Genomic DNA, 12,916 nt, shown 5'->3' with positions numbered 1-12,916 from the left:
CCGTACCAATCTACGGTCAGGCGCGGGTTCTCCGGGAAGCGGAGCGCCCTGTCCGGTCACCGCTCGTAGGTGCCGTGCATCGTTGCCCGCGCGATCGCGTGGGTGAACAGGAGGAAGTCCATGAGGGCGGGGGCCGTCGCCTCCGACACCTCCAGTTCTTCCACGTCGACGGCGTGGACCACGAGGAAGTAGCGGTCGGGGCCGTTGCCCGGCGGTGTCGCCGGACCGAGGTACCTCCTGTGGCCGGCGTCGTTGGCCAGCGTCACCGCGCCGCCGGGCAGATCGCCACCGTCTCCCGCCCCGGCCGGAAGGCCGGTCACGGAGGCGGGAAGGTTGGCGACGGCCCAGTGCCAGAAGCCCGAGGCGGTGGGCACGTCGGGGTCGAACATCGCGACCGTGAAACTCCGCGTCTCCTCGGGAAAGCCGGACCAGCTCAGCTGCGGCGAGACGTCCGATCCGCCCGCTCCCAGGATGCCGCTCACCTGCGCACGGGCCAGTGGCTCACCGTCGGCCACGGACTCCGAGGTCAACGTGAAGGTCCTGATCGGCGGCATGAAGTCGTACGGACCGTAGGGTTTGATCATGAAAATCCCTCACTCCATGGCGACGTCGTCGTTCCCGTCGCCGCTCCTGGCGTGCGCGCCGCGCCGATCGCCCGCTGGAGACTGGCCAGCCAGATGGCGGCGTCCACCGCGTAGTACAGCAGGGGGTCGGGGTCCCGGCCCGCGGAGGCGGCACAGACGTCGAGGATCACCGTGCTGTCGGCCGGCGCTTCCTCGGCGGGGCCCCGCACGGGAGCGGGCCGGCCTTCTCCCGAGCGCAGGTCGTGGCTGAACTCCAGGGTGCTGAGCCGTAGTCGGTGGGCGGCGTCGCGCAGGTGGGCGGCGCTCGGCGGCCACGCGGACAGCGCGCCCGGCGGGCAGTTGTCCAGCAGGATCTGGCCCATCGTGATGACGCGGTTGCCCACCAGCATGATCACCTGGAAGTCGGTGTCGGAGGCCGCCTCTTCCCGCCGAGGTGTGTGCCGCTCGATGGCGAACTCCGCGTAACTCGCCTCCGCGATCCGCTGAGCGAGCCTCGCCCCGGGCAGGGCGTCGGTCGCCCGCACCCCCTCGGTGAGGGTGTCGGTGATGTCGGTGACCGCACGGGTGCCCTGGTCGAGCACGCGTGCGCAGGCCCGCCGCACCTCGCCCGTGCCGCCGTGCGGCCACGCGAGCAGCCCGACGAAGGCACCGATGAACGCACCGGCCAGCACGTCCAGCACCCGCGCGGCCGCCAGCTCGGGCCCGCTGCGGGCCACCTGCGAAAAGGCGGCCGCCACGGTCAGGGTGAAGAACGCCTGCCCCCAGCCCGGCCCCAGCACGGCGCCGGATGCGAACGCCAGGAACATGCAGGGCGGAAGCATCACCGCGTACACCACCGGCGCGTCCACGGCGAACTGCAGGATCAGCGCGGCCACGACCGCCCCCGCGAGCGTCCCGCGCAACGCGGGCCGCAGGGCGGTGCGGGTGTCGGCGGCGCTCGTCCGCATCACGGTCAGCGTCGTGAGCAGCGCCCAGAATCCGTGTGCCAGACTCAGCTCGCCGACCACCAGCCGCACCGCCGACAGCGCCACCGCGGTGCGCACCGCGTTCTGGAAGCACACCGACCGCGGAGTCAGATGCGCGCGAACCCGCCAGTAGTACAGCTCCGCGGTCGGCCTTCCCGCATACCAGAACGCGCCGTGCACCTCCGGCGACGCCGTCCCGGCCGGCACGGGGGCGTCCAGCGCGATCCGGGCCGCGGTCATCACCAGATCCGCCGTGTGCGTGATGTCCAGGGCGATCGCGCCGTCGCGCACCATCGTCGCGGAGTACGTGCCCGCCTCGCTCGGCCGCACACGATACGACTCGAACGCGCGGACCGCCGCCCGGCACCACGACCGCGTCGGCGGCGGCGCCTTCCCGCTCAACGCCCGTGCGACGTCTTCGCAGGCTGCGGCCGACGCCAGCAGCAGCCCCTGCGCGGCCCGTCCGGGCGGGGCCGCCCCCCTCTCCAGCGACTCGGCCAACTGCCGTGTCTGTGCCAGGAGATGCCGCAGGTACCCAGCGCCCTCGGAGAGCGCCCGGTCCCGCGCCGACGCCGACACGGGACGTTCGTCGGGCGGCACCTGGCTCATGCGCAGCGCCTGCGACGCCTCCAGCAGCAACGCCGGGTCGGAGCCCCGGGGTGGATCCGCCGCCAGCCCGTGCAGCGCGTCGGCCGCCACCCGCCCCGCCCGTGCGAGCCGGTCCCCGTACCGGCCCGGACACGGCGCCGGCCAGAGCCACACCTCCGCCGCGGCCATGAGCAGCACTCCGGCCGCCAGGCCCGCAAGCCGCAACCCCAGCGTCGACGGGGCGTAGGGCGGGAAACACGGCAGGATGTAGAACAGTTGCAACCCATTGGCCAGCCCCACCAATTTCGGCCCGCCCACGCCGCTGTACGTCACCAGGAACCCCACGACGAGCATCCCCAGTGCCGCCGCCCACCCGTACGCCGCAAGCCACGTACCGAGCGTCACCAACGCCATTGCGATCGGCAGCACCCCCAGCAGCGTCCGCGCCCGCTGACGCGGCGTCCCCGGCACGGACGAGAGCCCGCCCGCCGCGACAGCGCCGAACAGTGCGTAGATCGCGACGGTCCGGTCTCCCAGCCCGTACCGCGCCGCGTAGAACCCGGCGCACGCCACCACGGTGACCCGCGCCGAACGCCGCGCCGCGGCAAGACCCGCGTCCCGGGTCCGCAGCCACTCCGTCCAGCGCAGCACTCCCACCGATCAACCGTAGGCTCCCACCGGTGGCCGGACCACCGCGCGGGCGTCCGCGCGATGGTCCGGGATGCGCGGGCGGGGCAGGCGCAGGAACCTGGTGGTGTCACAGGCGGCGGCCGCGACGACGTGTGACGGAATCCGAGTCCCGCCACTCCGCACGGGCCGCCCCCAGCCCGCCTGCGAAAGCGAGGCACCGCCATGCGGATGCGAGCAGCCCGGATGCACGGATACAACGAGCCCCTGCGGATCGAAGAGGTTCCCGTACCCGAGCCCGCGCCGGACGAGATTCTGCTGAAGGTCGCCGCGACCGGCATATGCCGAAGCGACTACCAGCTCCTCGACGGCTACTTCAAGGGTCCCTTCCCCGTGGATCTTCCCTACATCCCGGGCCACGAGGTCACAGGCCGGGTGGCGGGACTGGGCAGCGGCGTACCGAAATCGGTCGGCTACTCGGAGGGGGACATGGTCGTGGTCAACCCCAGCTGGGGTGACGGCACATGCCGCCAGTGCCGCGAGGGCAACGAACAGTTGTGCAGCGGCAACGGCAGGTGGGTGGGCTTCGGCCCGCCGGGAGGCTTCGCCGAGTACATGGCCGTGGAGTACCGGCACGCGGTTCCGGTCTCGGAGGAGGCCGCGAAGGCTCCTGAGCTCCTCGCTCCCATGACCGACGCGGGCATGACCCCGTACCGGGGGATGAGGAAGCTACGGGACGCGGGCAGGCTCGGCCCCGCCCGCACGGTCGCCGTCACGGGCATCGGCGGTCTGGGCAGCTACGCGGTCCAGTATGCGAAGCTGCTCGGAAGCGGAGCGACCGTGGTGGCCCTCGCACGCACGGACAGCAAGCTGGACGTGGCGAAGGAGAACGGCGCGGACCACGGGGTCAACGTCAGGGACAAGTCCACCGAGGCCATCCAGGACGAACTGGAGGGGCTCACGGGGCGCAGGACGATCGACGCCGTCCTGGACTGCGTCGGCAGCGAGGCGTCCCTCTCGATGGGGTTCGACCTGCTGGGCCCCGAGGGCGCGCTGGCGGCCGTGGGCCTCATGAGTCACCGTGTGGAGCACAATCAGTTCCCCTTCGTGGGGACGGAGCTGTCCTATCTCGGTTCCTTCTGGGGCAACCACATGGACCTCGTCGAGGTGCTCTCCCTCGCCGAGGCGGGTCTGGTCAAGCACAACGTCACCAAGGTCGCGCTCGAGGACGTCAACGAGAACCTGGAGGCCCTCGGGCGCGGCGAGATCGTCGGGCGGCAGGTCATCGTCTTCGAATGAGTGGGCGCCGCGAACGGCCCGCTGATCTCCGGCGGGCCGTCCGGGCGTGCGCGCTCAGATGATGTCGAGGCGGTCGAGGAACGGCGTCGCGGCGGACGGGTCCCCGGTGATGCGGCAATGGTCGCGCCAGGGTTTGCGGGTGGTGCCCCACGCGATGAAGTCGGATGCCGTACTGCTGATCCTGGTGGCGCCGTCGGCCCCGGGTCGCACGGTCAGGGGTCCGCCCTGCCCGGCGGCGGGAAGGACGGTGACGGTGGTGGCGCCCGGTCCCGTCAGGTCGAGGACCAGGGGTTCGGCGACGGTGGCGGCGAGTTCGGGCCCCTGCATCTGGGGCAGACCGGCGAGCATGAACTCGACCGCGGGTGCGACCAGGCCGTCGGTCTCCTCGGGCACGGCGAACGGGAGCGGACCCTCCGGGGCGAGCATGTCGTGGCGCAGGTGGCACAGGACGTTGAACGCCATGGTGTTCGCCAGCAGATGGCACGGGTAGGTCCCCAGACCCGGTACCTCGACCGGCTGCCCGGCCCGCGAGGGCTCCTGGGCCGACTCCAGGATCTCCAGCTGCCCGGGGGTGAAGTCGCGCCATTCGGCCACGACTTCGGCATGGCTCCAGCCGCGGCGCTGGTCGACCCGCACGTCGTGGTAGCGCTCGCGGTTCCTGGGCAGGGTGGGGTCCGGGGCGGGGGGTTCGACCGCTTCGTGGGCGAGGGCCCCCAGGTGGGCGATCACGTCGATGACGCGCCAGCCCGCACAGGCGGACGGCAGTTCCCACTGCTCGTCGTCCACCAGGGGCACGACGTCAGCCAGTTGCTCGCTGCTCAGGCGCGCTGAGGACAGCCCGGTACTGGTCATCGGTTCCTCCCTCCATGCACCGGCCCGGGGATCCGGCCCGTGGACCGGGCCCGGGCCGGACGGGCGTCGGGCGGAAGTGGTTCACGTGGGTGTCCGGCGGGACGTGCGATAGGTGGCGGCCACGTCGGCACGGCCGAGTCCGTCGTCCTCGGCCAGGTGCAGCCGCTCACTGACGACTTCGGCGATGCCGAGGTGCAGGCCGGCGGCGCGGGCCGTGTCGGTGATCAGGCCGGCGTCCTTCGCTGCCGCTTCCAGGGGGAAGGAAGGGGCGTCGAGATCGTCATCGATCATCTTCGGGCCCTTGCTCTGCACGTACGGGCTGTTGAGTCCGCTTCCGTCGATGACGTCGATGACCAGGTGGGGATCGACACCGAGGGCGGCGGCGAGGGTGAGGGACTCCGCGATGCCTTCGACGGTGGTCAGGACCCAGGCGTTGTAGGCGAGTTTGAGGCTGCTGGGCTGGCCCACTTCGTCGAGCCAGACCGTGCGTGATCCGACGGCGTCCAGGACCGGTTGGACGCGGTCCCGGACATCCGTCCGGGGGGAGGCGGCCAGGACGGTCAGCGTTCCGGCCACGGCTGGCTCCTTGGTGCCGAGGAGGGGGGCTTCCACGTAGGCGACACCGAGGTCCGCGGCTTGGTCGCCGAGCCGGCGGCTGCCGTCCGGCGAGACCGTGCACGCCTGCACCCACACCGCGTCGTCGCCGAGGCCGTCCCGGGCCTGGTCCATCACGTCGGCGACCACCCCCTCGTTGGCGAGTGTGGTCAGGACGACGCTCGCGCCCCGGCAGGCCTCGGCCGCCGTGTCGCACACCACCGCACCGACACCGGCCAGCGGTTCCGCGGTGGCCCGCTTGCGGTTCCACACGCGCAGTCCCAGCCCGGCCGACGCGATGTTCCTCCCCATGGCGTCACCCATGGTCCCTGTCCCGAGCACCGCCACCACCGGTTGCCCCTGCCGGGATCGCGCCTGGTTCGCTCCGCTCATCGTCACGCCTCCACGCCGCTCGATACGCGCCTTCGCACCCCGCCACCCGGCGCATGGACCCACTTTCCGCCTCCGGCGCCCGGAGAGGGTGCCGGGGCATGACGGTCGGGCAGGGGGCCAGGTCCGGCGGTCAGGAGTCCTGGCCGACCCAGACGGTCTTGGCGTTCATGAACTCGCGCATGCCGAGGTCGGACAACTCCCGTCCGTAGCCACTGCGTTTGACACCTCCGAAGGGGATCTCCGGATAGCTGGTCGTATTGCCGTTGATGAACGCCATGCCGGACTGCACGTCCCGCACGAACAGCTCCCGCTCGTCCCCGTCCTCGCTCCACAGGTTCGATCCCAGGCCGTACGGGTGCCCGTTGGCGATCTCGAGTGCCTCTTCCAGCGAGGAGACCGTCCATACCTGCGCCACCGGACCGAAGACCTCCTCGTGGTACATCTTCATCTCCGGGGTGACACCGGTCAGCACGGTCGGCGGGTAGAACCACCCCGGCCGCTCCGGACGGCTGCCGCCCACGAGCGCCGTCGCCCCTTTGCCGACGGCGTCGTCGACGTAGTCCTCCACATCCCGCCGGCCCGACTCGGTGGCCAGCGGACCGACGTCCGTGCCCTCGTCCATCGGGTCCCCGACCACCAAGGCGCCCATCTTCGCCGTGAATCTCTCCAGGAACGCCTCCGCGATGTCCTGGTGCACGAAGAAGCGCTTGCCGTTGATACAGGACTGTCCGTTGTTCAGCGTCCGCGCCTTCACCGCGACGTCGGTGGCCCGCTCCAGGTCCGCGGACGGCATGACGATGAACGGGTCGGAACCACCGAGTTCGAGGACGACCTTCTTGATCTCGTCCCCGGCGATGGTGCCCACCGAACGCCCCGCGGGCTCACTGCCCGTCAGCGTCGCGGCCCGCACCCGGTCGTCCCTCAGCACCTGTTCGACCCGGCGGGCGGAGATCAGCAGCGTCTGGAACACGTCCTCCGGGAAACCCGCCTCCCGGAAGAGCCGCTCCAGATACAGCGCGCACTGCGGCACGTTCGACGCGTGCTTGAGCACCCCCACGTTCCCTGCCATCAGCGCGGGCGCCGCGAACCGCATCGCCTGCCACAGCGGAAGGTTCCAGGGCATGACCGCCAGCACCACGCCGATCGGCTGGTACGTCACGAACGTCTGCTTGGCACCCACGCGCCCGGCGTCACCCGGCGCGTCCCGCAGGAACTTCGGCCCCTCGACGGCATAGAACCGCAGCCCGTGCACGCACTTGGCCACTTCCTCGTGCGCCGCCCGGAGCGTCTTGCCCATCTCCGTGGTGATCATCCGGCTGACGGCGTCGGCGTCCTTCTCCAGAAGGTCGGCGGCCTGGGCGAGCCACCCCGCCCGGTCCTCCACGCTCGTCAGACGGTACGTCGCCGCCGCGGCGGCGGCTCGGGCGAGTTTGTCCTCCAGTTGCTCGGGAGTGAGTTCGTCGAAGCTCTCGACCACCTCACCGGTCACAGGGCTCGTAGTCGCAATAGCCATAAATAAACCATATGAGCGCCTCACGTCCGGTGCAATTCATTACATTCTCCGCAATGTTGTTGACCGGGTGTGACCCCTGTGGGCGGAACGTCAGGACGCCACTGATCGAATTCAGTCCGTCACCGCCGAAGAACTCAGGGGATCTTCGGCTCCGTCGAGCTCCTGTTCGCCTGTTGGCGAAGGTAGTCGTCGGCGGCGGTGACGATCAGACCCGCGACAGCCTGCGGGTGAGAGACGAGAGACACGTGGGAGGAATCGATCTCCCATGTCCTGCGCGCGTCGGCACGCTTCGCCTCAAAGCGTTCGAGACGAGGATCGATGGCCCGGTCCTGCTTTCCGACGAGTACATAGACAGGCTTTTCCCGCCAGGCCACGGCGCCGACCTTGTCCGTGAACGCCGACAGGGCGAGGGGGCGTTGCGTGACCGCCATGATCCTGGTCTGCCTCTCGGGGAGGTCCTGAGCGAAAACCGACCGAATCTTGTCGGATCGAATGTACACATCCGTACCGGCACTGCCGTCGCCATTGCGGAACGGAACCTGTCTGAACGATCCCGTGATCTTGGTCGGCGGGAATTTGGCGGACAGGCTGGAAAAGGACTCACCCTTGTCGGGCATGATCGCGTTGACGTAGACGAGTGCCTTGACCTGGTCCACGCCCTCCGCCGCCTGTGATATCACCTCGCCGCCGTAGGAGTGACCCACGAGGACGATCGGGCCCTTGATGGACTTCAGGAGACTGTTCAGGTAGGTCGCGTCCTGGGGCATGCCGCGCAACGGGTTGGCCGGAGCGATGACCTGGTAACCGTCGTGCTGAAGTCGCTCCACCACTCCGCTCCAGCTGCCGCCGTCGGCGAAGGCACCGTGCACGAGCACCACCGTCGGCTTGTTGCCGGGGGTGGTGCCGGCGGGGCCTTGGGGTGCGTGGGCCGGAACCACGGCCAGCCCGGCGAGGACGGCTACGGCCGCCACGCCTGTTTTCCTGCCGGACATCATGAAGTGACGGGCTTTCATATACTTGCCGTTCCTTCAGGATTCGAATATCGAAGAGGCTTGCGCACGAGACGACAAACAGGTTCGGCGAGCCAAGTCGCGCCTGACCGCGAGAGGGTCTTAAACACTCTTGTTGCAAAAATACCGCTCACCGAGATCCGGGGCAACCGCAGCCACTGCCCGAGCCTGCCGGGCCGGCATTACCGCCAAAAGCATTCCGACCATCCCGAGCGACGAAGGGCTCGCATATCGGAATTCCACTGCCGAATTCCACCAACGAATTCCACGTCATCGCCGGAGCGGAATTTGTGTCCTTTTGATCGGCCTACAAACCGTACGGGCAGCCGGCGAGAGACATTCACAGTCGTTCACGCGAATCTCGAACGGGAATTCCCGCACGCACCAGGAGCTCGTCACGCGACCGTGCTGACGTGCTGACGTGCCGCGCCGCAGGACTTCAGTGGTCGGCGGGCTGCCGGCCGGGACGGACAAGCTGTCGGCCCGCTGTCGATCAGGTCAAGAAGTCGCCACCTCCTGAACAGGTCGCGACGGTGGAGCGTACTTCTGTACAGATCATCCATCATCCGTCGGAGGGAAAGTCAGCATGACCAGCGAATCGCCTCACCCCGCCCCGGCCCCGGGACGCCGCACCGTCGTGGCGGCGGTCGGCGCGGCGGGACTCGCCGTCGCGCTGACCGCGTGCGGGTCGGACGACAAGTCCTCCGACTCCTCCTCCAGCGCGAGCAGCGGCGGTTCGGGCGGCGGCGACAACGGCGCGGCCGGGAACGCGGGCGGCACGGTCCTCGCCAAGACCGCCGACATCCCGGAGGGCGGCGGCAAGGTCTTCGCCGACCGGGGCGTGGTGGTCACGCAGCCGACGGCGGGCACCTTCAAGGCCTTCTCGTCCAAGTGCACCCACCAGGGCTGCGCCGTGAAGGACATCTCGAACGGCGTGATCACCTGCCCCTGCCACAACAGCCAGTTCTCCGCCACGGACGGCAGCGTGAAGAAGGGGCCCGCGACGCAGGCCCTGGCGGCTGCCGACATCAGCGTGGACGGGGACTCGATCAAGCTCGCCTGACTCCGGCGGGCATCAGCGGCGCGGTCGCGCGAAGCAGGCCAGCACGTCCTCGGTGGCGGTGACGGTGGCGACGAGGGAGAGCGTGTTGCGGATCATCGCGGGGGTGTAGTCGGAAGGCACTCCCGCGATGGCGTCCGCGGGCACCACGACGGTGTAGCCGCGGTTCACGGCATCGAACACGGCATTCGGGACGGCGACGTTGGCGGAGACACCGGTCACCACGAGGGTGCGGCAGCCCAGGTTGCGCAGCAGCGCGTCGACGTCCGTCCCCGCGATCGGTGACAGCCCGTGCAGACGGCGTACGACGAGGTCCTCCTCGGCGACCTCGATCGGGGCGGCGACCCGGACCGCCGCCGTCCCCGGCAGCTGGCGCACGGGAAGCCGTTCGGCCGCGCGGAAGAGCCGGGCGTTGCGGTTGGCGCCGCGCCCGTCGGCCCGCCGCTCCGCGACCGCGTGGATCACCTGCACCCCGCCCGCGTGGGCAGCGGACACCAGCCGGGCCACCTGCGCCAACGCCCCCGACGAGCGGGCCTCGTCGGCGAGTTCGGGCAGGGCGCTGCCGGGGCCCACCACACCCTGCTGGCACTCGACGGTGAGCAGCACGGTGGTGGCGGGATCGAGGAGTTCACGGAGCTGTTCGTACGACGGCACGGTTCCCCCTTGTCGTCGAGGGTCGGGGCGGGGGAGCGTAACGACCATTGCGTGGGGACGGAAGACGCCTCATGCTTTTTCTGACACAACGTCAGAGGATCTCTGTCGACGTACCAGGCCGACGTGGAAGAAGAGGTGACCGTATGACCGTCACTCAGCGCAGGGGTCGGAAGATCATGATGACTCCCGGCGAACTGGACGAGTTCCTCACCACCCAGCGCACGTGCCGCGTCGCGACGGTGTCGCAGGACGGCGCCCCGCATGTGAGCGCCCTCTGGTTCGCCTGGGACGGCACCTCGTTGTGGCTGTACTCCGTGGTCCGCAGCAAGCGGTGGGCCCAGTTGCGGCGTGACCCGCGGGTCGCGGTGGTGGTCGACTCCGGTGAGGAGTACGACCAGTTGCAAGGCGTCGAACTGTCCGGGACGGTGGAGTTCGTGGGCGAGGTTCCTCGCACCGGTGATCTCTGCGCCGAACTCGACGTCCCGGAGACCCTGTTCGCCCGCAAGAACTTCGGTCTGGAGGAGATGCCGCACGACGGGCGTCACGCGTGGGCGCGGCTGACTCCGGCGGCGATCGCCTCCTGGGACTTCCGGAAGCTGCCACCGCTGTAGAAGAACCGGGCGGAGGCACGCAGGTCGGTGTGCCACACCGTCGGCCAGATGGACCAGTCGGGCAGGTCGGTCAGGCGTCACACCGGCCGGCCTGGTCGACCGGGCCGGTCAGGTCGACCAGGCGCCGCGTCAAGGGGTGGGACGGCCAGGTCAGCGGACCTCGTCCCCGGCCGCGCGCAGCGCCTCCACCGCCGCCCTGATCGACGGGCGGCGGTCGGCGTCCGCCCGCCAGACGACGTACACATGGCGCCGTACACGCTGGCGCAGCGGCACCGTGACGACCCCCTCCGCCATCGGACGACGCCCGAGCACCGGCGCGATACAGACGCCGAGCCCCGCGGCGACCAGGCTGAGCTGGGTGTGCGTCTCGGCGGCGCGATGGCCGATGTGTGGCTCGACGCCCTTGGAGCGCAGCGTGAACATCAGCCACTCGTGGCAGAACTCACCCTCGCCCCAGGTGATCCACTCGTCCTCGGCGAACTCGGCCAGGTCGACCTCGGCGCGGTCCGCGAGCCGGTGGCCGACCGGCATCGCCACATCGGCCGGGTCGTCGAGGATCGACGCCTTCACCAGGCCGTCGGGCAGCGGCATCGGCTTGTTGTACCAGTCGAGCACCACCGCCAGGTCGAGGTCACCGCGCACGACTCCCGCGACCCCGGCCTCCGGCTCCAGTTCGCACGAGCGCACCCGCAGCCCGGGGTGGTCGGCGCGCAGTGCGGCGAGCGCGGTGGGGAACAGCCCGCGGGCTGCGGTCGGGAAGGCCGAGAGCCGCAGCTCGCCGACGACCTGGCCGCGCTGTGCCTCCAGGTCGGACTGGGCGAGTTCGACCTGCGAGAGAATGCGCGCCGCGTGGTCCGCGAGGAGCCGGCCCGCGTCCGTGAGCCTCACCCCCCGTCCGTTCTTGGCGAGCAGCCGCTGCCCCACCTCGCGCTCCAGCTTGGACATCTGCTGGGACACGGCCGAGGTCGTCACGTGCAGCCCGTCAGCCGCGCCGCTCACCGAGCCGTGCCGGGCCAGGGCGTCGAGCGTGCGCAGGCGCTCCAGATTCAACATGTAAGCGATGCTACGAGATACTGGTCGCGAAATCTCGCTTGCGCTACGAGATCGTTCTGCTTCATCGTTACGTCCATGACCACCGTCACGACGCCGGGCACCGCCTCCCCCGAACCGGCCGCCTCTGAACCGGCCGCTCCTGAACCGTTTCCCGGGGAGCCGGTTCCTGCGGAGCCGGTCGCCGCGGAGTCAACCTCCGCCGCCCCGGCGTCGACCGGCCGCGGACCGGGCCGCCGCACCGCACTCGACTGGCGGATCCGCTTCGGCGCGCTCTCGCTCATCTGGGGGTTCAGCTTCCTGCTCATCAAGGTCGGCACGCAGAGCTACGCGCCGTTCCAGGTCACCCTCGGGCGGCTGGTGTTCGGAACGGCGGTGCTCGCTGCCGCGATGGCGGTGAAGCGGGAGCGGCTGCCGCGCGGGGCCCGCACCTGGGGTCATCTCGCGGTCGCGGCCCTCCTGTTGAACGCGCTGCCGTTCTCGCTCTTCGCCTACGCGGAGCTGACGATCCCCTCCACGCTCGCGGGCATCTGCAACGCGACCTCGCCCCTGTGGGGCATGGGCCTGTCCATGGTCGCCCTGTCCGAGGACCGGCCGACCCGGCGCAGGGTCGCGGGGCTGGGCCTCGGCTTCCTCGGCGTCCTGACGGTCCTGGGCGCCTGGCAGGGATTCCACGGCCTGGACGCCACGGGTACGGCGATGGCACTGCTGGCCTCGCTGAGCTACCCGGTCGGCTGGATATACGTCCGCCGCACCCTGGCCGGCTCCGACCACTCGCACCTGTCCATGACCAGCGCCCAGCTGCTCCTGGCCACCGCCCAACTGGCTCTGGTCACCCCGCTGTTCACCACCGTGCCGAGCCACTTCCCGCTCGTCCCGCTGCTGGCCACGGCCGCCCTCGGCGCCCTCGGCACGGGCTTGGCCGTCCTCGTCCAGTACGGCCTGGTCGCCGAGGTGGGCCCGACCACCGCGCAGATGGTCACGTACTTCATCCCGGTCATCGCCACCACAGCGGGAGTCGCCGTCCTCGGTGAGTCGCTGACCTGGTCGACGCCGGTCGGCGCGGTGATCGTCCTGGCCGGCGCGGCGCTCACCCAGCCCAGGAGCCGCCGATGA

12 protein-coding genes are annotated in these 12,916 nt (G+C 70.4%); 4 read left to right on the top strand and 8 right to left on the bottom strand.

The window, feature by feature from the left end; all coding sequences use genetic code 11:
- Nucleotides 1-56: 56 nt before the first annotated feature.
- Both ABZV34_RS09445 and ABZV34_RS09440 read right to left on the bottom strand, forming a co-directional pair.
- On the bottom strand, nucleotides 57-584 hold the full coding sequence (locus ABZV34_RS09445; protein WP_356272916.1) for a YbhB/YbcL family Raf kinase inhibitor-like protein: 528 nt from the start codon (nucleotides 582-584) through the stop codon (nucleotides 57-59).
- Nucleotides 581-2,794, bottom strand: coding sequence for an FUSC family protein (locus tag ABZV34_RS09440; RefSeq protein ID WP_356272914.1), 2,214 nt, complete (start codon nucleotides 2,792-2,794; stop codon nucleotides 581-583). The genes ABZV34_RS09445 and ABZV34_RS09440 overlap by 4 nt, the downstream gene beginning before the upstream one ends.
- 195 nt (nucleotides 2,795-2,989) lie before the next feature.
- Between ABZV34_RS09440 and ABZV34_RS09435 the strand changes: the two genes are divergently transcribed.
- Nucleotides 2,990-4,063 carry an NAD(P)-dependent alcohol dehydrogenase gene (locus ABZV34_RS09435; RefSeq protein ID WP_356272912.1) on the top strand — a complete coding sequence of 358 codons (1,074 nt, stop codon included), beginning with the start codon at nucleotides 2,990-2,992 and terminating at the stop codon, nucleotides 4,061-4,063.
- Nucleotides 4,064-4,117: 54 nt separating this feature from the next.
- On the opposite strand, the gene ABZV34_RS09430 is transcribed toward ABZV34_RS09435, so the two are convergent.
- The 4 genes from ABZV34_RS09430 to ABZV34_RS09415 form a co-directional block, all read right to left on the bottom strand.
- Nucleotides 4,118-4,915 carry a maleylpyruvate isomerase family mycothiol-dependent enzyme gene (locus ABZV34_RS09430; RefSeq protein ID WP_356272910.1) on the bottom strand — a complete coding sequence of 266 codons (798 nt, stop codon included), beginning with the start codon at nucleotides 4,913-4,915 and terminating at the stop codon, nucleotides 4,118-4,120.
- Between the two features lie 81 nt (nucleotides 4,916-4,996).
- Nucleotides 4,997-5,902, bottom strand: a complete 906-nt coding sequence (locus ABZV34_RS09425; protein ID WP_356272908.1) for an NAD(P)-dependent oxidoreductase — start codon at nucleotides 5,900-5,902, stop codon at nucleotides 4,997-4,999.
- A gap of 130 nt (nucleotides 5,903-6,032) precedes the next feature.
- Nucleotides 6,033-7,415: an NADP-dependent succinic semialdehyde dehydrogenase gene (locus ABZV34_RS09420; RefSeq protein ID WP_356272906.1), complete on the bottom strand. Its 1,383-nt coding sequence runs from the start codon at nucleotides 7,413-7,415 to the stop codon at nucleotides 6,033-6,035.
- A gap of 134 nt (nucleotides 7,416-7,549) precedes the next feature.
- Nucleotides 7,550-8,428, bottom strand: coding sequence for an alpha/beta hydrolase (locus tag ABZV34_RS09415; protein ID WP_356272904.1), 879 nt, complete (start codon nucleotides 8,426-8,428; stop codon nucleotides 7,550-7,552).
- Between the two features lie 583 nt (nucleotides 8,429-9,011).
- Between ABZV34_RS09415 and ABZV34_RS09410 the strand changes: the two genes are divergently transcribed.
- Complete coding sequence (locus tag ABZV34_RS09410; protein WP_356272902.1) at nucleotides 9,012-9,488, top strand: Rieske (2Fe-2S) protein; 477 nt, start codon at nucleotides 9,012-9,014, stop codon at nucleotides 9,486-9,488.
- A gap of 12 nt (nucleotides 9,489-9,500) precedes the next feature.
- Here ABZV34_RS09410 and ABZV34_RS09405 read toward each other — a convergent pair whose 3' ends face one another.
- Nucleotides 9,501-10,139: a cysteine hydrolase gene (locus ABZV34_RS09405; RefSeq protein ID WP_356272900.1), complete on the bottom strand. Its 639-nt coding sequence runs from the start codon at nucleotides 10,137-10,139 to the stop codon at nucleotides 9,501-9,503.
- Between the two features lie 143 nt (nucleotides 10,140-10,282).
- Here ABZV34_RS09405 and ABZV34_RS09400 point away from each other — a divergent pair, with 143 nt between their 5' ends.
- Entirely contained in the window at nucleotides 10,283-10,750 is a 468-nt protein-coding gene (locus tag ABZV34_RS09400; protein ID WP_356272898.1) for a pyridoxamine 5'-phosphate oxidase family protein, read from the top strand.
- 150 nt (nucleotides 10,751-10,900) lie between these two features.
- Here the strand turns inward: ABZV34_RS09400 and ABZV34_RS09395 are convergent, their stop codons facing one another.
- Nucleotides 10,901-11,803, bottom strand: a complete 903-nt coding sequence (locus ABZV34_RS09395) for a LysR family transcriptional regulator (RefSeq protein ID WP_356272896.1) — start codon at nucleotides 11,801-11,803, stop codon at nucleotides 10,901-10,903.
- Nucleotides 11,804-11,878: 75 nt separating this feature from the next.
- Here ABZV34_RS09395 and ABZV34_RS09390 point away from each other — a divergent pair, with 75 nt between their 5' ends.
- Nucleotides 11,879-12,916, top strand: coding sequence for a DMT family transporter (locus ABZV34_RS09390; protein ID WP_356272894.1), 1,038 nt, complete (start codon nucleotides 11,879-11,881; stop codon nucleotides 12,914-12,916).

The sequence above is a fragment of the Streptomyces sp. NPDC005195 genome, from assembly GCF_040608315.1.
GTDB lineage: Bacteria > Actinomycetota > Actinomycetes > Streptomycetales > Streptomycetaceae > Streptomyces > Streptomyces kaempferi.
The sequence above is the reverse complement of the archived record's forward strand: the minus strand, read 5'-3'. Positions and strand labels throughout refer to the sequence as shown.

Coding starts and splice junctions, on each gene's coding strand:
- ABZV34_RS09445 (WP_356272916.1), bottom strand. CDS start 584: ATGATCAAACCCTACGGTCCGTACGACTTCATGCCGCCGATCAGGACC.
- ABZV34_RS09435 (WP_356272912.1), top strand. CDS start 2,990: ATGCGGATGCGAGCAGCCCGGATGCACGGATACAACGAGCCCCTGCGG.
- ABZV34_RS09430 (WP_356272910.1), bottom strand. CDS start 4,915: ATGACCAGTACCGGGCTGTCCTCAGCGCGCCTGAGCAGCGAGCAACTG.
- ABZV34_RS09425 (WP_356272908.1), bottom strand. CDS start 5,902: ATGAGCGGAGCGAACCAGGCGCGATCCCGGCAGGGGCAACCGGTGGTG.
- ABZV34_RS09420 (WP_356272906.1), bottom strand. CDS start 7,415: ATGGCTATTGCGACTACGAGCCCTGTGACCGGTGAGGTGGTCGAGAGC.
- ABZV34_RS09415 (WP_356272904.1), bottom strand. CDS start 8,428: ATGAAAGCCCGTCACTTCATGATGTCCGGCAGGAAAACAGGCGTGGCG.
- ABZV34_RS09410 (WP_356272902.1), top strand. CDS start 9,012: ATGACCAGCGAATCGCCTCACCCCGCCCCGGCCCCGGGACGCCGCACC.
- ABZV34_RS09400 (WP_356272898.1), top strand. CDS start 10,283: ATGACCGTCACTCAGCGCAGGGGTCGGAAGATCATGATGACTCCCGGC.
- ABZV34_RS09395 (WP_356272896.1), bottom strand. CDS start 11,803: ATGTTGAATCTGGAGCGCCTGCGCACGCTCGACGCCCTGGCCCGGCAC.
- ABZV34_RS09390 (WP_356272894.1), top strand. CDS start 11,879: ATGACCACCGTCACGACGCCGGGCACCGCCTCCCCCGAACCGGCCGCC.